This window comes from Pseudomonas sp. RIT-562, from assembly GCF_026241895.1.
GTDB classification, from domain to species: Bacteria; Pseudomonadota; Gammaproteobacteria; order Pseudomonadales; family Pseudomonadaceae; genus Aquipseudomonas; species Aquipseudomonas mandelii_F.
The window spans coordinates 136,216-154,966 of the sequence record NZ_JAPJIV010000001.1; the positions used below are offsets into that span (position 1 = coordinate 136,216).

The 18,751-nt window shown below is 60.0% G+C and carries 15 protein-coding genes and 1 pseudogene; 4 read left to right on the forward strand and 12 right to left on the reverse strand.

Annotated features, from left to right (window positions below; translation table 11 throughout):
• Positions 1 to 253 precede the first annotated feature (253 nt).
• A complete protein-coding gene (locus tag ORL50_RS00605; protein ID WP_266009161.1) occupies positions 254 to 970 on the reverse strand; it encodes a TraX family protein in 717 nt (238 codons plus the stop codon).
• A gap of 132 nt (positions 971 to 1,102) precedes the next feature.
• Here ORL50_RS00605 and ORL50_RS00610 point away from each other — a divergent pair, with 132 nt between their 5' ends.
• Complete coding sequence (locus tag ORL50_RS00610) at positions 1,103 to 2,146, forward strand: threonine aldolase family protein (RefSeq protein WP_266009162.1); 1,044 nt, start codon at positions 1,103 to 1,105, stop codon at positions 2,144 to 2,146.
• Between the two features lie 156 nt (positions 2,147 to 2,302).
• The gene (locus tag ORL50_RS00615; protein WP_266009163.1) at positions 2,303 to 3,127 is read left to right on the forward strand and encodes an SDR family oxidoreductase; all 825 of its coding nucleotides are present in this window, start codon (positions 2,303 to 2,305) and stop codon (positions 3,125 to 3,127) included.
• A 119-nt stretch (positions 3,128 to 3,246) separates the two neighbouring features.
• On the opposite strand, the gene gbcB is transcribed toward ORL50_RS00615, so the two are convergent.
• On the reverse strand, positions 3,247 to 4,347 hold the full coding sequence (gbcB, locus tag ORL50_RS00625) for a glycine betaine monooxygenase reductase subunit (protein ID WP_266009164.1): 1,101 nt from the start codon (positions 4,345 to 4,347) through the stop codon (positions 3,247 to 3,249).
• A gap of 281 nt (positions 4,348 to 4,628) precedes the next feature.
• Here gbcB and gbca point away from each other — a divergent pair.
• Positions 4,629 to 5,943, forward strand: a pseudogene (gene gbca, locus ORL50_RS00630) (glycine betaine monooxygenase oxygenase subunit).
• Positions 5,944 to 6,362: 419 nt separating this feature from the next.
• Here gbca and ORL50_RS00635 read toward each other — a convergent pair.
• From ORL50_RS00635 to ORL50_RS00670, 8 genes are all read right to left on the reverse strand, one after another.
• Entirely contained in the window at positions 6,363 to 7,235 is an 873-nt protein-coding gene (locus ORL50_RS00635) for an RHS repeat-associated core domain-containing protein (protein ID WP_266009168.1), read from the reverse strand.
• Between the two features lie 164 nt (positions 7,236 to 7,399).
• A complete protein-coding gene (locus tag ORL50_RS00640) occupies positions 7,400 to 7,966 on the reverse strand; it encodes a GNAT family N-acetyltransferase (RefSeq protein ID WP_266009169.1) in 567 nt (188 codons plus the stop codon).
• Positions 7,967 to 8,015: 49 nt separating this feature from the next.
• Complete coding sequence (etfB, locus tag ORL50_RS00645; RefSeq protein WP_266009171.1) at positions 8,016 to 8,786, reverse strand: electron transfer flavoprotein subunit beta; 771 nt, start codon at positions 8,784 to 8,786, stop codon at positions 8,016 to 8,018.
• 15 nt (positions 8,787 to 8,801) lie between these two features.
• The gene (gene etfA / locus ORL50_RS00650; RefSeq protein WP_266009173.1) at positions 8,802 to 10,022 is read right to left on the reverse strand and encodes an electron transfer flavoprotein subunit alpha; all 1,221 of its coding nucleotides are present in this window, start codon (positions 10,020 to 10,022) and stop codon (positions 8,802 to 8,804) included.
• Positions 10,022 to 11,974 carry a dimethylglycine demethylation protein DgcB gene (dgcB, locus tag ORL50_RS00655; RefSeq protein WP_266009175.1) on the reverse strand — a complete coding sequence of 651 codons (1,953 nt, stop codon included), beginning with the start codon at positions 11,972 to 11,974 and terminating at the stop codon, positions 10,022 to 10,024. Before dgcB ends, etfA begins: the two co-directional genes overlap by 1 nt.
• A 182-nt stretch (positions 11,975 to 12,156) precedes the next feature.
• The gene (gene dgcA, locus ORL50_RS00660; protein WP_266009177.1) at positions 12,157 to 14,217 is read right to left on the reverse strand and encodes a dimethylglycine demethylation protein DgcA; all 2,061 of its coding nucleotides are present in this window, start codon (positions 14,215 to 14,217) and stop codon (positions 12,157 to 12,159) included.
• A 15-nt stretch (positions 14,218 to 14,232) separates the two neighbouring features.
• Positions 14,233 to 14,763 carry a DUF5943 domain-containing protein gene (locus tag ORL50_RS00665; RefSeq protein ID WP_248692261.1) on the reverse strand — a complete coding sequence of 177 codons (531 nt, stop codon included), beginning with the start codon at positions 14,761 to 14,763 and terminating at the stop codon, positions 14,233 to 14,235.
• Positions 14,764 to 14,929: 166 nt separating this feature from the next.
• The gene (locus tag ORL50_RS00670; protein ID WP_008033250.1) at positions 14,930 to 15,907 is read right to left on the reverse strand and encodes a dipeptidase; all 978 of its coding nucleotides are present in this window, start codon (positions 15,905 to 15,907) and stop codon (positions 14,930 to 14,932) included.
• A 247-nt stretch (positions 15,908 to 16,154) separates the two neighbouring features.
• Here ORL50_RS00670 and ORL50_RS00675 point away from each other — a divergent pair, with 247 nt between their 5' ends.
• A complete protein-coding gene (locus ORL50_RS00675) occupies positions 16,155 to 16,556 on the forward strand; it encodes a lysozyme inhibitor LprI family protein (RefSeq protein WP_266009189.1) in 402 nt (133 codons plus the stop codon).
• A 123-nt stretch (positions 16,557 to 16,679) separates the two neighbouring features.
• Here the strand turns inward: ORL50_RS00675 and ORL50_RS00680 are convergent, their stop codons facing one another.
• Together ORL50_RS00680 and ORL50_RS00685 are read right to left on the reverse strand one after the other, a co-directional pair.
• On the reverse strand, positions 16,680 to 17,189 hold the full coding sequence (locus ORL50_RS00680) for a nucleoside deaminase (protein ID WP_266009191.1): 510 nt from the start codon (positions 17,187 to 17,189) through the stop codon (positions 16,680 to 16,682).
• A gap of 63 nt (positions 17,190 to 17,252) precedes the next feature.
• Positions 17,253 to 18,587 (reverse strand): nucleobase:cation symporter-2 family protein, encoded by a 1,335-nt coding sequence (locus tag ORL50_RS00685; RefSeq protein ID WP_266009193.1) that lies wholly within the window; start codon positions 18,585 to 18,587, stop codon positions 17,253 to 17,255.
• Positions 18,588 to 18,751: the final 164 nt, after the last annotated feature.

The following is an 18,751-nucleotide window of genomic DNA, read 5'->3' on the forward strand; positions in this document are numbered from 1 at the left end:
CTATGCGCCATTCGTCTCGGTAAGGCACTGGTGTTGCGACAGTGCCCTTTGATGCGATGGTATGACCGGCGCAGACAGGCCAAATGCCTACGGACGCCACGCAAAGGTGCGTTTACGACATGGGTTGAAATGGCTTCCTCAAACAGACACAGATCCACTGTGGGAGCGGGCTTGCTCGCGAATGCGGTGGGTCATCCGACATTGATGTTGACTGACCCGGCACATTCGCGAGCAAGCCCGCTCCCACAGGGGGTTAAGCGATTGCCTGACGTAGCGCGAGCAGCAGTAAGAAGTGCATGGGATAGAGCGCATACGCCCAGCGTCGCATCGGCGCAGGATTGAGATGTTTGGCATGTCGCAACAAGGCCATCCCCAACCATGGCGCGATCAGACACGTGGCAATGCCCCCGATGGCGGCGACATTGCCAAACTGCGCAGCCGCATACAGCACCTGCCACTGATTACCCGCCAAACACACCACCCCGGGCAACAGGCTGAAGTACCAGGGCCGCCTGATCACCAACAGCATCGCCCACGGCAACAGCACTCCGAAGAACCCGAACATCAGGCGCTCCGGGAACAGCGCAGCAAGCACTAAAGCACCCAGCGCCAGCAGTCGCGACTCCAGCGCTGGCTGCTGCCAGCCTCGCGCCACCAACAACCCTAGCAACAGCGTCGGCATCACGTTCAACGTGTCGGGATCCGGCATGAACAATCGATAAGGAATCTCGCTGATGGCGCTGAACAGCAGCAGCCACGACAGATAGCGCCATTGAGTGCCGGCGGTTGCAGAGCCTGCTCGCGTCAGATTGGCGGCCATCGCCAGGCAGAACCATGGAAACGCCAGGCGCCCCGGCGCAAACAGGATATCAACGGAGTAACCGACATATCGCAGGTGATCGAGCACCATGCTCAAAAGCGCCAGCCACTTGAGCAGATCGAGTGCCCCATCGCGTTGAGTCATGTGCATAATTGTCCGCCAAGCCTGTATTTTTTCGAAAGCAGCATCTCGTGTGCTCCCCGAACGATCTTCGGTAAAGTGCGCACCATCATTGACCACGAATGCTCTTCACCATAAGAGCTTCGATCACGGAAGCCGGCCATGACCGACAAGAGCCAACAATTCGCCAGCGACAACTATTCCGGTATCTGCCCTGAAGCCTGGGCTGCCATGGAGGAGGCCAACCACGGCCACCAACGCGCCTACGGCGACGATGAATGGACCGCGCGCGCGTCCGATCAATTCCGCAAACTGTTCGAAACCGACTGCGAAGTGTTTTTCGCCTTCAACGGCACCGCCGCCAATTCCCTGGCCCTGTCGTCGCTGTGCCAGAGTTACCACAGCGTGATCTGCTCGGAAACCGCCCACGTCGAGACCGACGAATGCGGCGCGCCGGAGTTTTTCTCCAACGGCTCCAAGTTGCTGGTGGCGCGCACTGAAAATGGCAAGCTGACCCCGGAATCGATCCGCGAAGTCGCCCTCAAGCGTCAGGATATCCACTATCCAAAACCGCGCGTCGTGACCCTGACCCAGGCCACCGAAGTCGGCAGCATCTACACCCCCGAAGAAATTCGTGCCATCAGCGTCACCTGCAAGGAGCTCGGCCTGAACCTGCACATGGACGGCGCGCGGTTCTCCAACGCCTGCGCTTTTCTTGGTTGCTCGCCCGCAGACCTGACGTGGAAAGCCGGCGTCGACGTGTTGTGCTTCGGCGGCACGAAAAACGGCATGGCGGTAGGTGAGGCGATCCTGTTCTTCAACCATAAGCTGGCGGAAGACTTCGACTACCGCTGCAAGCAGGCCGGTCAGCTGGCGTCCAAGATGCGCTTCCTCTCCGCGCCGTGGGTGGGGATCCTGGAAAACGACGCCTGGCTCAAATATGCCCGCCACGCCAACCATTGCGCGCAGCTACTGGCCGAACTGGTCAGCGACATTCCTGGCGTGGAGCTGATGTTTCCGGTGCAGGCCAATGGCGTGTTCCTGCAGCTGTCGGAGCCGGCAATCGCCGCGCTGACGGCCAAGGGCTGGCGCTTCTACACTTTCATCGGCAACGGCGGCGCACGCTTCATGTGCTCGTGGGACACCGAAGAAGAACGCGTGCGGGAATTGGCTCGGGACATCCGAGAAGTCATGTCCCGAAACTGATTCTGTAGGAGCTGCCGCAGGCTGCGATTTTTTGATCTTAAAAAATCAAAATCAAAAGATCGCAGCCTGCGGCAGCTCCTACAGTGACAGTGTTCACTCTTGGTCTACATTGTTTGTCGAGCCTACCCTCACATAACAATAACCAGGAGCGTGCGCATGTCCCTGCAAGGCAAAACCCTGTTCATCACCGGCGCCAGCCGTGGGATTGGTCGTGAGATCGCACTGCGGGCCGCCCGCGATGGGGCCAATATCGTGATTGCGGCGAAAAGTGCGGCGCCTCACCCCAAGCTACCCGGCACGATATTCAGCGTCGCCCAGGAAGTCGAAGCCGCAGGCGGCAAGGCGCTGGCCCTGCAAGTGGATGTGCGCGATGAGGACGCTGTGCATCAGGCTTTGGCCCAGGCCAACGAGCACTTCGGCGGCATCGATGCATTAGTTAACAACGCCGGGGCGATCAAGCTGACCGGTGTCCAACACATCGAACTCAAGCGCTTCGACCTGATGCATCAGATCAACACCCGGGCGGCGCTGCTGTGCAGCCAGGCCGCCCTGCCCTACCTGAAAAAAACCAGTGGTCACATCCTCAACCTGTCACCGCCGCTGAACCTGGCGACCAGGTGGTTCGCCCAGTACAGCCCCTACACCGTGACCAAATACGGCATGAGCATGCTGACCCTGGGCATGAGCGAGGAATTCCAGAATTACGGGATCAGCGTCAATTCGCTGTGGCCGCAGACCATGATCGCGACTGCGGCCATCGAGTTTCAGCTGGGGTCGCGGGAGTCGTTCAAACATGCGAGGACGCCGGCGATCATGGCGGATGCTGCCCATATCATTCTGGACAGCACGGCTCGCAGCATTACCGGGCGGTTGTTGATCGATGAGGAAATTCTGCGGGAGCATGGCGTGATCGAATTCGATCACTACCGCTTTGAGCCTGACGGCAGCGACAAGCTGATGCCCGACCTGTTCGTCGACTGAAACGCCGAACGTGGTGGGAGCGGGCTTGCTCGCGAAAGCGTCGGGTCAGGCAACATTGAAGTTGAATGACGCACCGCATTCGCGAGCAAGCCCGCTCCCACATGGGTTTACGGAGTAGATCAAAACTCGATGCGTACATCCCCTTTCGGCACGCTGCAGCACGAAAGAATGAACCCCTCCGCCTCGTCTTCTTCGGTAATCCCGCCGTTGTGGTCCATCTCAACTTCGCCACCCAGCTTCAACACCTTGCACGTCCCGCAAATACCCATGCCGCAAGCTTTCGGAATGAGCAGACCGAGCTTGGCTGCCGCCGCATGCACGGTTTCCCCAGGTGCCACACGAATGCTTTTGCCGGAGGAAATGAACTCAACCTGATGCAAATCAGCCACGTCGATGTCCGGCGCGTCGGCGGCGATCTCCGCTTGCTCAACCGCATCCGCACGGGCCTCCGGTGGCGTCGCGCCGAAGGACTCCTCGTGATAACGCGACATGTCGAAACCCACCGACTCCAGCATGCGCTTGACCGCATTCATGTAGGGCGTCGGCCCGCAGCAGAACACTTCGCGCTCAAGGAAGTCGGGCGCCATCAGTTCCAGCATCTTCTGGTTCAGATACCCGCGATACCCCGCCCAAGGCTCACCAAGGCCATGCTTTTCGCAGATCAGGTGCAGGCTGAAGTTGTCGATCCGCGACGCCATGTGTTCCAGCTCACGGTGATAGATGATGTCTTTCGGCGAGCGCGCGCTGTGGATAAACACCATGTCGACGTTGCCGTTGGTGTCGTAGAACCAGCGCGCCATCGACATGACCGGCGTGATGCCGACGCCGCCACTGAGGTACAAAACCTTCGGCGCGGTAAAGTCCATGGCGTTGAACAGCCCGACCGGCCCGTGTACCGCCAACTCCTGGCCTTCATGCAGGGTGTCGTGCAGCCAGTTGGAAACCTTGCCGCCCGGTACGCGCTTGATGGTCACAGAAAAGCTGTACGGCACCGAAGGCGAGCTGGAAATGGTGTACGAACGCATGATCGGCACGCCGTCGATTTCCAGCTCCAGGGTCACGAACTGCCCGGGCTTGAAAAAGAACAGAATCGGCTGGTCCGCCATAAAGCAGAAGGTGCGCACGTCCCAGGTTTCCTGGATGACTTTGACACAACGGACGATGTGTCGACCATTGGCCCAGGTCTGGGTGGTTACCGGATTCAGGAAGCTATTGGACATGCTGTTCTCCGTAGCCGTGTGTCGGCCTTATGTTGGCGATTCTGCGTATAGCGCGAACCACCCATTTACCTATCTGCGACATTCACATACTTATCGCGACCAGCCCGCAACTACCGGGGGTTGCGCGTCGGGAACAGATTGGGCCATGTCGCCCATGGATAAGGTTCTGGCGGGCGCCGGGCCCACACTCGCTCCACACAACGACAGCTTCTTTACACCTTGCGTAGCAAACCTGATCAGCCACTTTCGCGGCCACGCAGATGGCCTTGAGGAAACACACGATGGACGTCACCGCAAAAATCAGCCTGGGCGATCCGCTGGAACCCGCACGCAAGGCCACTGCGCAGATGCTGCAAGAGCGCGAGCGCACCTTCTCGCTGCCGCAGCCGTTTTACTCTGACGAGCGGCTGTTTGATATCGACATGCAGGAAATTTTCCAGAAGGAGTGGTTGATCGCCGGCATGACCTGCGAGATCCCGACCAAGGGCAACTACCTGACCCTGCAGATCGGCAAGAACCCGATCATCGTGATTCGTGGTGCCGAAGGCGTGGTGCACGCCTTCCACAACGTCTGCCGTCACCGCGGTTCACGTCTGTGCACCAGCGAGAAAGGCAAAGTCGCCAAACTGGTGTGCCATTACCATCAGTGGACCTACGAACTGGACGGCCGCCTGCTGTTCGCCGGCACTGAAATGGGCGCCGATTTCGACATGAAGCAGTACGGCCTCAAGCCGGTGAACGTGAAGACCGCCGGTGGCTACATCTTCATCAGCCTGGCGGAGAACCCGCCGGCCATAGATGACTTCCTGTCGACGCTGAACCATTACATGGAACCCTACGACATGGAAAACACCAAGGTGGCGATCACGACCACCTTGATGGAAAAAGCCAACTGGAAGCTGGTGCTGGAAAACAACCGCGAGTGCTACCACTGCAACGCGTCGCACCCTGAATTGCTGAAAACCCTGCTGGAGTGGGACGACGTCACCGACCCGCGCGCCGATCAGGCCTTCAAGGACCACGTGGCGGCCTCTGCCGCTGCCTGGGAAGCCGAAAAGATCCCTTACGCCCACGCCAGTTTTGGCCTGCGTAACCGCATCGTGCGCATGCCGCTGCTCAAAGGCACCGTGTCAATGACCCTGGACGGCAAACAGGGCTGCGCCAAACTCATGGGCCGCATCAAGAATCCGGACCTGGGCTCGATGCGCATCCTGCACTTGCCGCATTCGTGGAACCACTGCATGGGCGATCACATCATCGTGTTCACCGTGTGGCCGATCAGCGCCCAGGAAACCATGGTCACCACCAAGTGGATCGTGCACAAGGACGCTGTTGAAGGCGTGGACTACGACGTCGACCGCATGCGCCAGGTCTGGGATGCGACTAACGACCAGGATCGTCGCCTGGCCGAAGAAAATCAGCGCGGCATCAACTCTACGGCTTACCAGCCTGGGCCTTACTCCAAGACCTATGAGTTTGGCGTGGTGAACTTTGTGGATTGGTACAGCGAGCGCCTGCTGAACAACCTCGGTGCTGAGCCTGCGCCATACCTCAAAGGTGTCCCGGTCCAAGGCTAACAACACTGCCCCCCTGTAGGAGCGAGCCTGCTCGCGATGAACGTCAACGATACGCTGGCAACCTGACACCCAGCGGCGTTATCCGGTTCATCGCGAGCAGGCTCGCCCCTACAGGAACGGGTTTTTATCCTCGCACTTCATATCTCTCCTTTAGCACTGTACGAAATATGATCTATTGCGTTCAGGCCTATACGCTACGTGCCCTCCAGCCTTCCGCAAACAAGTTATCCACACCTCCACCCACAGCAATTGGGGACAACTGCAGACGTGCAGCCAAAATACCGTCAAATCGAATGGGAACCACGCCTATTAGCGTACATGGTCATTTATTGATCAATGACGAAAAGCCGCGAAGCATATGGCTTGGAGACGATGGTGAACACGTTATCCACAGATGCGCCAACAGACTTTGTGGACAACTAGGGTAAACCCGCAATTTTACAATCTAGTCGAATTACCGTCGGGTCGGCGGATATCAATGGCTCTGAGTCGTGGTGACGTTGGTGAGTCAAGGTTCGGCGTTGCGGAAGGGGGAGCTGGTACATCCATGTCGATGACAACAGAGTTGGATTTGCCCACAGTGGGAGAGACTTTTGTTTCAGCACGCCCCGTGAAAATATTTTTGACGTTTGTTTTGAATGTCTTCCATATCTGGCCTTTCTGATAGAGGTCCTTTACCGCGACTAAGCCTCGAGTCATAGCGCCTGCCAACAACCCGGCCGTCCCTGCTGTGATGACATGTACCCCGTAAGGGCTTCCTGCAGCGCTCATGGCTGCTCCGGCGGCCGTACCGACCGAACCAAGTAAGCTGAAACGCGAAGCATGTAATGCGATTCCGGTAACTTTGGGCCCAAGGAGCATGCTCGCCGGGACCACAGTGTGCAAAGTAACAAGCGCAGCTCGCTGGACAAGCTGGAGAACAGCAACATATTGCCCGGTCGGGTCCGTGTAATTCTGAGGATCTCCCCCGCAATAGGTATACGCGTTTATGCCCCCCTTGCTAAACGGACTCAATTGGTCGGGACTATGAAAACGCATCAACACCGGGTTATACACCCGATGGCCATTGCCCAAGTGATACCAACCGGTTGAGCGCTCTTTCAGCTGCCCATTGAAACCCAGATGCGCCATGGCCTGAGCCTCACCGCTTTGCAAGCCATAGGGAGAATATGCAAAGGGGTTCGGCACTCTGCGGTCCAGTTCGGCGAGGATGCTTTGCTGCAGATCGCTGGCGAGCAGCAGGGTGCGAGAGTACAGCGGATCTGCTGCTGTGGAGGCTTTTACACGTCGAGTCTGGCGGGAGATGGGCATTAGCAGCGTCCTTGATGAGACCAGGGAATCCGCCGCGCCATGACATCCCCGCTACTGGCAGGTCTTGCTGGGGAGGCGGGAACCAACTGTCAATTACCCTAACAAACCGCCAGCTGAGGCAACACTATCAGTTCTGCTAGGGTCGCCCGTCCCCGGGCAGCCCGCTAAGGTCGATACATCAAATAAGCCTCGCCCGTCACCCTGATCATCGGATGCGGCGTGATCTGGCAGGTATCGACAATACGGAAACCATGACGCTCGTAAAACCGACGGGCACCGGTGTTTGCGGCGTAGTCGATCAGGCTCAGGCCATTGAGCCCGAGCCGGTTGGCGCGGTCGTAGGCGTAGGCAAGGAACTGCCTGCCCAGGCCCTGATTGCGCCAGCCTTCATGCAGCGCCAGGCTGGAAATATACAGGGTATCGGGAATTTCCATCCCGGCGTATGGCGCCAGCACCGGGTCGGTCACCGGTGCCGCGAACGGATCGTGACGCATCACGTAGCTGTGCAGCATGCCAATGACCTCACCTTCGGCCTCGGCAATCAGGCAGTTCTTCCAGGAGAAATCCACATCGTCACGGGCGTAACGCAGGGCTCCGACGTCCAGCAGATCCTGGCCAGGCTCTGCTATCTGGCTCCAGATGTAATCCGCAGCGCCCTCGGATGAAATCTGGAACAAACGCGCAATCTCGCGCGCATCGGCGCGTACTGCCGAACGAAATTCAACCGCCATGGTTTTTCCTTATGGGAGCTAAGCTCGCTTGCGGATTCATGTAGAAGCGTCAGCGAACTACGCCCTCTTCGATCAACAACTTGAGAATCGCCTCAGCCCCCGCTTGCGCCGTACCTCCCTTGAGCACTTGTCCACCGCCCCCACTGGCCTTGGCCGTCGCGGCTTTCATGCGGTCAGCGCCGCTCTTGGCCTTGATCACCTTCAAGCGTTTAGGCCGTGGCTTGGCCGGTTGCAGGGTAGCGACCGCGAGCAATTCATCGTCGACAACTTCCACGTCATTTGCCTGCAACACCCCGCGCCTAGCCGGGCCGTAGGCGCTCTGGCGAGGCTTGGGCGCGGCGTTATCCACTGTGGCGAGAAACGGCAAACGAACCTTCAAGCGGCGCCGCTGACCGCGCGGCAAGGCCTGCAACACCAGCGCCGAACCGCCATCGATGGATTCGACCTGCGCCAGGCCCACCACCAGCGGCCAGCCGAGGCTTTCGGCCAGCAGGAACGGCAGCATGCCCGAGCCTTCGCCGGTTTCGGCCTGGGTGCCGGTCAGCACCACCTGCGCCCCGGCATCACGCAAATACGCGGTCAACGCCGGCAACGCATCGCCCCCCTGGGGTTGTTCCAGAACGTGCAGTTGCTCCAGCCCCATGCCCAGATAGGCACGCAACGCGGGTTCACCGACGTCGCCAGCGTGCAGCACCTGCAAGTTATCCCCAGCCAGTTGCAAGCCCAGCTCCACCGCCCGTGCATCCTGCTCCGCGCGACGGGGCCGACCGGAAGTCGGGTGGGCGCCAATGGACACCAGGCTGATGATTTTCGTGCTCATGGTCCTTTCCTTTCCTTAAGCCGCATCGCGCTTGGCGTCGTTACGGTAAGCCGCCACCGCATCGATCAAGGCTTGAAGAATCTCGGCGCTTTCGCCGATTACCGACAGGTCGGCCCGTTTGATCATGTCGCAACCCGGGTCGAGGTTGATCGCCACCACCTTGTCGCAGGCGCCGATGCCTTGCAGGTGCTGGATCGCCCCGGAAATCCCCACCGCCACGTAGACCCGTGCGGTGACCCAGGTACCGGACGCGCCGACCTGGCGGTCGCGGGCCATGAAACCGTCGTCCACCGCCACCCGGGACGCACCTTCGGTGGCGCCGAGGGCCGCTGCGGTCTGGTGGAACAAATCCCAGTCCTTGACCCCATTGCCACCAGAAAAGATGAATTCGGCTTCGGCCATCGGAATCGCCGCCGGATCGACCGCCACCGCGCCCAAATCCTCGATGCGCGAGAGACTGCGGGCAACGGTTGTGGATAACTCTACCGGCAAGGCTTCATGCCGGGTTTCGCTGACCGGTTCTGCGCATTCGACGGCCGCCAGAATCAAGCGTGCAACCGGCCGCGCCAGGTCTTGCAAACCAGCGCCAGCGCGGCCAATGCATTCCTGATCCTTGACTTGCCAGACCCGCGTGGCCGGCCGTTCACCCAGCGCAGCGGCAAAGCGCCGACCCAGTTCACCACCGCCGCTGCGACTGTCCGGCAGCAGCCAATGACGCGCATTGAATTGGTTATCCACAGCCCGCAGGCCCTGCACTCGCTGTTCCGGTGCATAACCGCTGAACTCTTCGCCTTCGAGCACCAGCAAACGATCGACGCCGGCTGTGGAAAACGCACTTTCCTTGTGTTCGCCGAAGACCACAGCCAATACCGCACCGTCCGAACCGGCCAATTGATGAGCCAACCCCAGCAAGTCACGGTCGTGACTGCTCAGGCGGCCACCGACCATGTCCGGCACCACGCAGATGTAAAACGCCGGCGCAGGCACCTGATGCAGGGGCAGTTGTACTTCAACGGCGGCCGAGCGTTTCGTCGACCCGCCTTGTTGAGCACCACTGCGGTCGATGCGCTTGAGACCGCTCGGGCCGATAAAGCCAATGCCATGGGGATTTTTGCGAATGACCCCGTTGGGCCCCATCCAGCTGTGTTGCGCCGGTTGCATCGCTGCGTGCAGCGGGTGCAGACGGTTGCGGGCGATCCATTCGGCGCGCGGGTCACGGCGGATAATGTCGCTCATCAGTGGGCCTCCGCAGGTTCTTCACGTTTGACCGGGGCATTCGGTTTGCTCGGAGCCGAGTCTTCGAGCAAAGCGTCGGCCACCAGCTCGGCAATGTCCTTAATCAAAGGTCGCGGTTCGACCACGCCTTCGAGCATCGCAGTGCATTGTGGACAACCCACCGCCACCAGTTCGGCACCGGTTTCGCGGATGTCTTCCATGCGCATATCGGGGATCCGTTGCTTGCCCGGAATGTCGGTGATCGGCGCACCGCCGCCACCGCCGCAGCAGCGCGAACGAAATCCGGAGCGCTGCATCTCTTTGACTTCAATTCCGAGTGCTCGCAGCACCTCACGCGGCGCCTCATATTCGCCGTTGTAGCGTCCGAGGTAGCAAGGGTCGTGATAGGTCACGCTGCTGCCTTTGTGCTGGCCGAGGCTCAGGGCCCCGGCGCCGATGATTTCTGCCATGTAGGTGCTGTGGTGCTGCACCTGGTAGTTGCCATCGAAAGCGCCGTATTCGTTTTTCAGCACGTGGAAGCTGTGCGGATCGCACGTGACGATGCGGTTGAAGCTGTACTTGGCCAGGGTCTGGATGTTGCGTTTGGCCAGCAACTGGAAGGTTGCCTCGTCGCCCAGGCGCCGTGCCACGTCGCCGCTGTCGCGTTCTTCAAGGCCGAGCACGGCGAAGTCGATTTTTGCCGCTTTGAGCACTTTGACGAACGCGCGCAGAGTGCGCTGGTTGCGCATGTCGAAGGCGCCGTCGCCGACCCAGAACAGCACGTCGGTGGATTTCTTCTCGCTGAGCAAGTTCAGGTTCAAGTCCGCCGCCCAGTTCATCCGCCCGCCCGGCGCGAAGCCGCCTGGGTTGTCGGTGGCGATCAGGTTTTCCAGGACTTCGGCACCCTTGTTCGGGGTCGCGCCTTTTTCCAGGGTCAGGTGGCGGCGCATGTCGACGATCGCATCGACGTGCTCGATCATCATCGGGCACTCTTCCACGCACGCGCGGCAGGTGGTGCACGACCACAGCGTTTCGGCATCCACCAGACCGTTGACGATCGGTTGATGCGGATTACCGGCATGCTCGCCAATCGGCTTGCCTGGATACGGGCTCCCGGCGAACTTGGCATCGGTGCCACCGGCCAGGCCGACGACCATGTCCTGAATCAGTTTTTTCGGATTCAGCGGCTGGCCGGCGGCGAATGCCGGGCATGCGGCTTCGCACTTGCCGCACTGCACGCAGGCGTCGAAACCGAGTAACTGGTTCCAGGTGAAATCCTTGGGTTTTTCCACGCCCAGCGGCGCGGTCGGGTCGTTCAGGTCCAGCGGTTTCAACCCAGTGGAACGACCACCGCCAAAGCGCTCGGCGCGACGGTGCCAGGCCAGGTGCAGGGCACCGGCGAAGGCGTGCTTCATCGGGCCGCCCCAGGTCATGCCGAAGAACAACTCCGAAACGCCCCACAACACGCCGACAAACAGGATTGCCGCCAGGATCCAGCCACCGAAGTTTTCCGGAAGGATGCCCGCGACCGGCAGAGTCACCAGGAAGAATGAAGCCGAGAACGCCAACAGGCTTTTCGGCAGGCGCATCCACGGCCCTTTGGACAATCGGGCCGGAGGGTTGAGGCGGCGCAGGTAGACGAAAATCGCCCCCACGAACATCACGGCGGTCATCAGCAGCAGCGCATACCCGAGGAAGCGGTTATGCAGGCCAAAACCGTGAACCAGTATCGCCAGAACGGCGGAGGCCACTGCACCACCGGCCGTGGCGACGTGGGTGTTGGCGATGTATTTGTCCCGCGCCACCACGTGGTGTAGGTCGACCATGTAGCGCTTGGGCATGGCAAACAGGCCGCCGATCAGGTCGACCTTGGAGGCCCGGCCCCGGCGCCACATGGCTACCCGCCGCAACGCGCCTAGAACCGCGAGGCCCAGGGCAGCGAACAACAGGATTGGAAGAAGGGTGTTAAGCATGGTGAAGCTCCCAAAGACCGCGGGGTCTTGCAGGTCAAACTACCTGGATGCCTTGCTCGATTCCTTGTAGGAGCGAGCCTGCTCGCGAAAAACCTGAGAACGCCGCTTTAAATCACACTCCCCGCGTCATCGTTCACGTCCATCGCGAGCAGGCTCGCTCCTACAGGGTTATCCACAAGCTCTTAAAAATCCTTGCACAGCCGTAACGCGTCGTAGATCGCCGCATGCACGTTGCGTTGCGCTACGCAGTCGCCGATGCGGAACAGCAGGTAGCCCTCACCGCTCTGTTCCAGACAAGGTTGTGGCTTGATCGCGAACAAGGCTTCGACGTCGATCTGGCCTTTGTTGCGCGAGCCTTCCTTCAGCGCGTAGTAGATCTCTTCATCCGGACGCACGCCGTTTTCCACGACGACTTGATCAACCACCCGCTCCTCCTTGGCGCCGGTGTATTCGTTCTCCAGCACCGCCACCAGCTTGTCGCCTTCGCGGTAGACCTTCTCCAGCATCATGTCGCCGGTCATGATCACTTCTTTCGGGTACATGCTGCGGTAGTAAGTCGGGAACGACGTGCCGCCAATCGCTACGCCCGGCTTGATGTCGTCGGTGACGATCTCGACCTGGCTGCCCTTGTCGGCGATGAAGTCGGCGGTCGACATCCCGGTGAATTCACAAATGGTGTCGTAGACCAACACGTTCTTGCCCGGTGCAACCTTGCCGTCGAGAATGTCCCAACTGCTGACTACCAGGCCTTCCGCCGCGCCCCAGTGTTCGTTCTGTTCGATGAACGGATGACCGCCGACAGCCAGCACCACCACGTCCGGACGCAAGTCCATGATGGTCGGCGCATCCGCCGCAGTACCCAGGCGCAGGTCGACTTTCAAGCGCGCCAGTTCCAGCTGATACCAGCGAGTGATACCGGCGATCTGATCGCGCTGTGGCGCTTTCGATGCAGTGGTGATTTGCCCGCCGATGAATTCCTTTTTCTCGAACAGGGTCACGTCGTGGCCACGCTCTGCTGCTACACGCGCAGCTTCCATCCCTGCAGGGCCGGCACCCACCACCACGACTTTGCGTTTCACGCCCGTGGTCTTTTCGATGATGTGCGGCACGCCCATGTATTCACGGGAGGTCGCGGCATTCTGGATGCACAACACATCCAGGCCCTGGTATTGACGGTCGATGCAGTAGTTGGCGCCAACGCACTGTTTGATCTGGTCGATCTGGCCCATCTTGATCTTGGCGATCAGGTGCGGGTCGGCGATGTGCGCACGGGTCATGCCGACCATATCGACGTAACCGCCTTCAAGGATGCGCGTCGCCTGGTTCGGGTCCTTGATGTTTTGCGCGTGCAACACCGGGGCCTTGACCACTTCCTTGATCCCGGCGGCCAGGTGCAGGAACGGCTCCGGTGGATAACTCATGTTCGGGATCACGTTGGCCAGCGTGTTGTGGGTGTCGCAACCCGAGCCCACCACGCCGATGAAGTCCAACATGCCGGTGTCGTCGTAGTACTTGGCGATCTGTTTCATGTCCTCGTGGGACAAACCATCCGGGTGGAATTCGTCGCCGCACAGACGGATGCCGACGCAGAAATCGGGACCGACTTCGGCGCGCACCGCTTTCAACACTTCCAGACCGAAACGCATGCGGTTCTCGAAGCTGCCGCCCCATTCATCGGTGCGTTTGTTAACCCGTGGGCTCCAGAACTGGTCGATCATGTGCTGGTGCACGGCGGACAGTTCGACACCGTCCAGGCCACCGGCCTTGGCGCGGCGCGCGGCCTGCGCGTAGTTGCCGATTACCCGCCAGATCTCTTCCGGCTCGATGGTTTTGCAGGTGGCACGGTGCACCGGCTCACGCACGCCGGACGGCGACATCAGCGTCGGCCAGTTGAAGCCGTCCCAGCGCGAACGCCGACCCATGTGGGTAATCTGGATCATGATCTTGGCGCCATGCTTGTGCATGGCGTCGGCAAGATTCTGGAAGTGCGGGATGATGCGATCGGTGGACAGGTTCACCGAGCTCCACCACTCCTGCGGGCTGTCGATGGCCACCACGGACGAACCGCCGCAGATCGCCAGGCCGATCCCGCCCTTGGCTTTCTCTTCGTAATACTTGACGTACCGGTCGGTGGTCATGCCGCCGTCGGTCGCGTAGACCTCAGCGTGCGCGGTGCTGAGCACGCGGTTGCGGATGGTCAGTTTGCCGATCTGGATCGGCTGGAACATTGCTTCGAAAGCCATGGCGGGTTCCTCGACTTACAACGGCTTGACGGTGAATAAACCGTCTTCGTGGCCTTCTTCGGAGCCACCGTAGACTTGCTCGGCAACCGTGCGGATCTGGCTGCCGCGGGCCTGCAGAATCTGATCCATGGCACCGGCAAACCAACCCGTGAACATGTAGTCGACCTTGCGCCCGACCTTGCCGTACACGTAGACGAAGGCCGAGTGTTCGAGCTTGACGCTGGCGGTGCCTTTATCGAGGTCGATGTCCTGGATCTTGAACAGGCCCCAGCCGCGTTGTGACAAGCGCTTCATGTAGTGCTCGAACACTGCGACACCTTCCAGGCCGTGGCATTCAGCTTCTTTTTCGCACCAATGCCAGGCGGACTTGTAGCCGGCCTTGTAGAGGATTTCGGCGTAGGCTTCGGCGCCCAGAACTTCCTCGATGCCCATGTGGTTGTTGACGAAGAAATGCCGCGGTACGTACAGCATTGGCAGGGCGTCGGAGGTCCAGACACCGGTTTCGCTGTCGACTTCGATAGGCAATTGCGGGGCGATCTTGGCCATGGAAACTTAACTCCAGAAAAATTCGTTGTGATGTCGGTCCTGTAGCAGCTGCCGAGCCTGCGAGGCTGCGTTGGGCTGCGAAGCGGCCCCCGAGGGCGGTCCTGCGGACCGCAACGCAGCCTCGTGCCTCGACAGCTGCTACAAGGGATCGTCGTTTAAAGCGGGCTTACTCGCCCCAAACGTCTTTCAAGACGTTCACCCAGTTCTCGCCCATGATCTTGCGCACTACGCGCTCGGAATGGCCGCGCTTGAGCAAGGTCTCGGTGAGGTTGGGGAACTCGCCGACGGTGCGGATGCCCAGCGGGTTGATGATCTTGCCGAAGCTGGTCAGGCGGCGGGCGTAGCCCTTGTCATGCGTCAGGTATTCGAAGAAGTCCTGGCCATGGCCCTGGGTAAAGTCGGTGCCAATGCCAATGGCGTCTTCGCCGACGATATTCATGGTGTATTCAATGGCTTCGGCGTAGTCGTCGATGGTGGAGTCGATGCCCTTGGCAAGAAACGGCGCGAACATGGTCACACCGACGAATCCGCCGTGATCAGCGATGAACTTCAGTTCTTCGTCGGATTTATTGCGCGGGTGAATCTTCAGGCCCGACGGCAGGCAGTGGGAATAGCAGACCGGCTTTTTCGATTCGAGGATGACTTCTTCGGAAGTCTTGGAACCGACGTGGGACAGGTCGCACATCACTCCAACGCGGTTCATCTCAGCGACGATTTCGCGACCGAAGCCGGACAGGCCGCCATCGCGCTCGTAGCAGCCGGTGCCCACCAGGTTCTGGGTGTTGTAGCACATCTGCACGATACCGACCCCGAGCTGCTTGAACACCTCGACATAGCCGATCTGGTCTTCAAAGGCGTGGGCATTCTGGAAGCCAAAGAGGATGCCGGTCTTGCCCTGCTCCTTAGCCTTGCGAATATCGGCGGTGGTGCGCACCGGAATCACCAGGTCGCTGTTCTCGCGAATCAGCTTCTGGCTGGCGGCGATGTTATTGACGGTGGCCTGAAAGCCCTCCCACACCGACACGGTGCAGTTGGCCGCGGTCAGGCCGCCCTTGCGCATGTCCTCGAACAGCTCACGGTTCCACTTGGCGATAATCAGCCCGTCGATAACGATGCTGTCGGCGTGCAATTCGGCTGGGCTCATCAGGCTGTCCCCTATTGTCGATTCATGCGCCGAATCGTGTGCCGGCGCTTTGGAGCCAGCATATGCCTGAGCACCGGGACAGCCGGGTGCAAAAACGACAGGGGAATTGCCGAAAGCGTCAATCCGCGACAAAGGGTCGTCGCCAGCCCTGCTCGCCCGCCTGTTCAAGCCCGCTCGCTTGAGCCAGAATCCGTCGCACGACTGGATGCTTCACTGAGGCTCTACTGGAATGAAGGACGGCAGCGCAATGAAAATGATCTTTCTGGTTCTGGCATTGATCGCCACGGGCGTGCACGCGGAAGAAGAGTCCGAGACCACCCCCTGCGACGCTGTCGAAAACGACGTCCAGACCCTGGAATGCTCGGTGTACGGACGCACCACCGCTGAAGATTTGCTGAAGGACAACTACCAGACCCTGGCCGACCGCATGCAAACGCTCTACGGCAAGAACCCGGCCCAGCTGGCAGACATCACCGCAAAAATCAAAGCGGCGCAGCAGCAATGGCTGAAGACCCGGGACGCCGACTGCGCCGTCGAAGCCTTCCCGGCGACGAGTGGCAGTAAGGCGTTCACCATCGCGCAAAATGACTGCATTGCACGCATGAGTGATGAGCGATCGGAGTTTTTGGAATCGGTTGGGCAGGAGTGAATTGCCTGCGTAGGAGCTGTCGAGTGCAACGAGGCTGCGATCTTTTGATCTCGCTGTTATAGGGATCCCGAAACCGAGTGGAGGCGTCCCCGCCTCCACCAGCCAAAAAACCACCCTACTCAATCACCTCCAAAAACCCTCATGCGCCCGCGCCGCCTCAGTCTCCAGCATCGGCCCAAATGTCGGGATCTTCCGCTGCCCTCGCGCAAACACTTCCCGGCATGGCAGCGAGAAGGTCGGGTTTTCCGGATGATCGCCCGTAAGCCCGAGCAAAGCATGTTCAGATAGCGCGTAAACCACTCGACCAATGCCCGTCCAGTAAATCGCTCCGGCGCACATGCAGCAAGGTTCCGCGCTGGTGTAGAGCGTGCAGTGGGCCAATTCAGCCGGGCTCAGCAGTTTGGCCGCCTGTGCCGCTGCGACCAGTTCGGCGTGTTGGGTGGGGTCGCCCTCGGGCGGCATCGAGTTGTTGCCTGCCGCGGCGATGATAGTACCGGCGCCGTCCGCGACCAATGCAGCGAACGGATGGCGGCCACGGGCCTTGGATTCCTCTGCCAGTTCGAGAGAGCGCCGCAGCAGTTGCAGATCAAGTTCGGTAATGCCGGCAGGTACAGTGCAAGTGAAACTAGTCATGTGAAACTCCTTATTATTTTTCAACCGTGCCCCTGACCGGTCGGGACAGGGGCAAAACACCTGTCAGTCGGTCAGCTCGGCGGCTTGCGTCCCTGGCTCGGTCCGACTCTGCGGGTTGAGCAGGATATTGAGCACGATCGCCGTGATCGCGCCGAGGAAGATTCCGCTTTCCAGCACCAGCTTGAGGGTGCCACTGGCATGTTCGAACAGCGCCGGGAACGACATCGGCAAAACTCCGACGCTGACCGAGACGGCAACGATGATCCCGTTGCGGGTGCCTTCGAATGTTACCCGTGATAACTCCTGGATCCCGGCCACCGTGGTCATGCCGAACATCACCACGGCGCAGCCGCCCAGCACCGGCGTTGGCACCGCAGCAATCAGCGCACCCAGCTTGGGAAACAGCCCCATCAGCACCATGATTGCCCCGGCCGAGGCCACGACGTAGCGGCTCTTGACGTTGGAGAGTGCGATCAGCCCGGTGTTCTGGGTGAAGGCGTTGTAGGGGAAGCTGTTGAACAACCCGCCGAGCATCGTCGACAGCCCGTCGGCCCGGAACGCATTGCCGAGTGTTTGCTGGGTGGTGGGTTTACCAGTCAACTTGCCGATCGCCAGGCAGTTACCGGTGGTCTCCGCCATGATCACCAGCATTGCCAGGGTCATCACCAGGATCGGCATGAGCGAGAACTGCGGCGTGCCAAATGCCATGGGTGGGCTCAGTTCAAACCAGGCGGCGGTGCTTACCTGGGCGAAGTTGGTCATGCCAAATGCCGCTGCGATGAGGCTGCCAACGAACAGGCCGATCAACACGCTGAGGTTGCCAATGAACCCGGAAAACTTGGCGTAGATCACCAGGGTCACGACCACCGTGGCCAGCCCCAGCAGCAGATTCGAAGGCGCGCCGAAGTCTGCGGAATCGGGGTTGCCGCCACCTAGCCAGATCGCTGCGGCGGGCATCAGGGAAATGCCGATGATGGTAATCAGGCTGCCGATCACGACAGGTGGAAAAAACCGTAACAGCCGACTGAACACCGGTGCCATGGCGATGGTGATCGCCCCCGCCGCGATCACTGCACCGAACACTTCAGTGAGACCGAACTCCTTGCCGATCATGATCATCGGTGCCAAGGCAATAAAAGAGCACCCTTGGATCAGGGGCAGGCGTGCGCCGAATTTCCAGAAGCCAAGTGTCTGGATCATCGTCGCGATACCCGATGTCAGCAGGTTCGCGTTAATCAACATCACCACCTGTGCCGACGTCAGGCCCAATGCGCTGCCCAAAATCAGGGGCACCGCCACCGCACCGGCATACATCACCAGCACATGCTGCAAACCGAATGTCACCAACTGGCGAACCGGTAGGACTTCGTCCACCGGATGAACCTGTGAATTGCTCATATCGAATGTCTCCTGAAGTGCTTTTTCTTGTAGTCCTGGGAGGCGTCCACAGGCCAGGCACAGCGCAAATCGATGCAGCAGAAGAGCTCGTTTCAGGTTCGATATTCTCTGCTTGTAAACGATGGAGCAAATGAGCAACCATCGTTTTAAACGATAGACAAGTC

Excerpts from the sequence above, each read along its gene's own strand:
- ORL50_RS00640 (WP_266009169.1), bottom strand. The coding sequence starts at position 7,966 with ATGGCGGTTGAATTTCGTTCGGCAGTACGCGCCGATGCGCGCGAGATT.
- ORL50_RS00675 (WP_266009189.1), top strand. The coding sequence starts at position 16,155 with ATGAAAATGATCTTTCTGGTTCTGGCATTGATCGCCACGGGCGTGCAC.
- ORL50_RS00610 (WP_266009162.1), top strand. The coding sequence starts at position 1,103 with ATGACCGACAAGAGCCAACAATTCGCCAGCGACAACTATTCCGGTATC.
- etfB (WP_266009171.1), bottom strand. The coding sequence starts at position 8,786 with ATGAGCACGAAAATCATCAGCCTGGTGTCCATTGGCGCCCACCCGACT.
- ORL50_RS00680 (WP_266009191.1), bottom strand. The coding sequence starts at position 17,189 with ATGACTAGTTTCACTTGCACTGTACCTGCCGGCATTACCGAACTTGAT.
- ORL50_RS00615 (WP_266009163.1), top strand. The coding sequence starts at position 2,303 with ATGTCCCTGCAAGGCAAAACCCTGTTCATCACCGGCGCCAGCCGTGGG.
- dgcA (WP_266009177.1), bottom strand. The coding sequence starts at position 14,217 with ATGGCTTTCGAAGCAATGTTCCAGCCGATCCAGATCGGCAAACTGACC.
- ORL50_RS00635 (WP_266009168.1), bottom strand. The coding sequence starts at position 7,235 with ATGCCCATCTCCCGCCAGACTCGACGTGTAAAAGCCTCCACAGCAGCA.
- gbcB (WP_266009164.1), bottom strand. The coding sequence starts at position 4,347 with ATGTCCAATAGCTTCCTGAATCCGGTAACCACCCAGACCTGGGCCAAT.
- ORL50_RS00665 (WP_248692261.1), bottom strand. The coding sequence starts at position 14,763 with ATGGCCAAGATCGCCCCGCAATTGCCTATCGAAGTCGACAGCGAAACC.
- ORL50_RS00605 (WP_266009161.1), bottom strand. The coding sequence starts at position 970 with ATGCACATGACTCAACGCGATGGGGCACTCGATCTGCTCAAGTGGCTG.
- ORL50_RS00685 (WP_266009193.1), bottom strand. The coding sequence starts at position 18,587 with ATGAGCAATTCACAGGTTCATCCGGTGGACGAAGTCCTACCGGTTCGC.
- etfA (WP_266009173.1), bottom strand. The coding sequence starts at position 10,022 with ATGAGCGACATTATCCGCCGTGACCCGCGCGCCGAATGGATCGCCCGC.
- ORL50_RS00670 (WP_008033250.1), bottom strand. The coding sequence starts at position 15,907 with ATGAGCCCAGCCGAATTGCACGCCGACAGCATCGTTATCGACGGGCTG.
- dgcB (WP_266009175.1), bottom strand. The coding sequence starts at position 11,974 with ATGCTTAACACCCTTCTTCCAATCCTGTTGTTCGCTGCCCTGGGCCTC.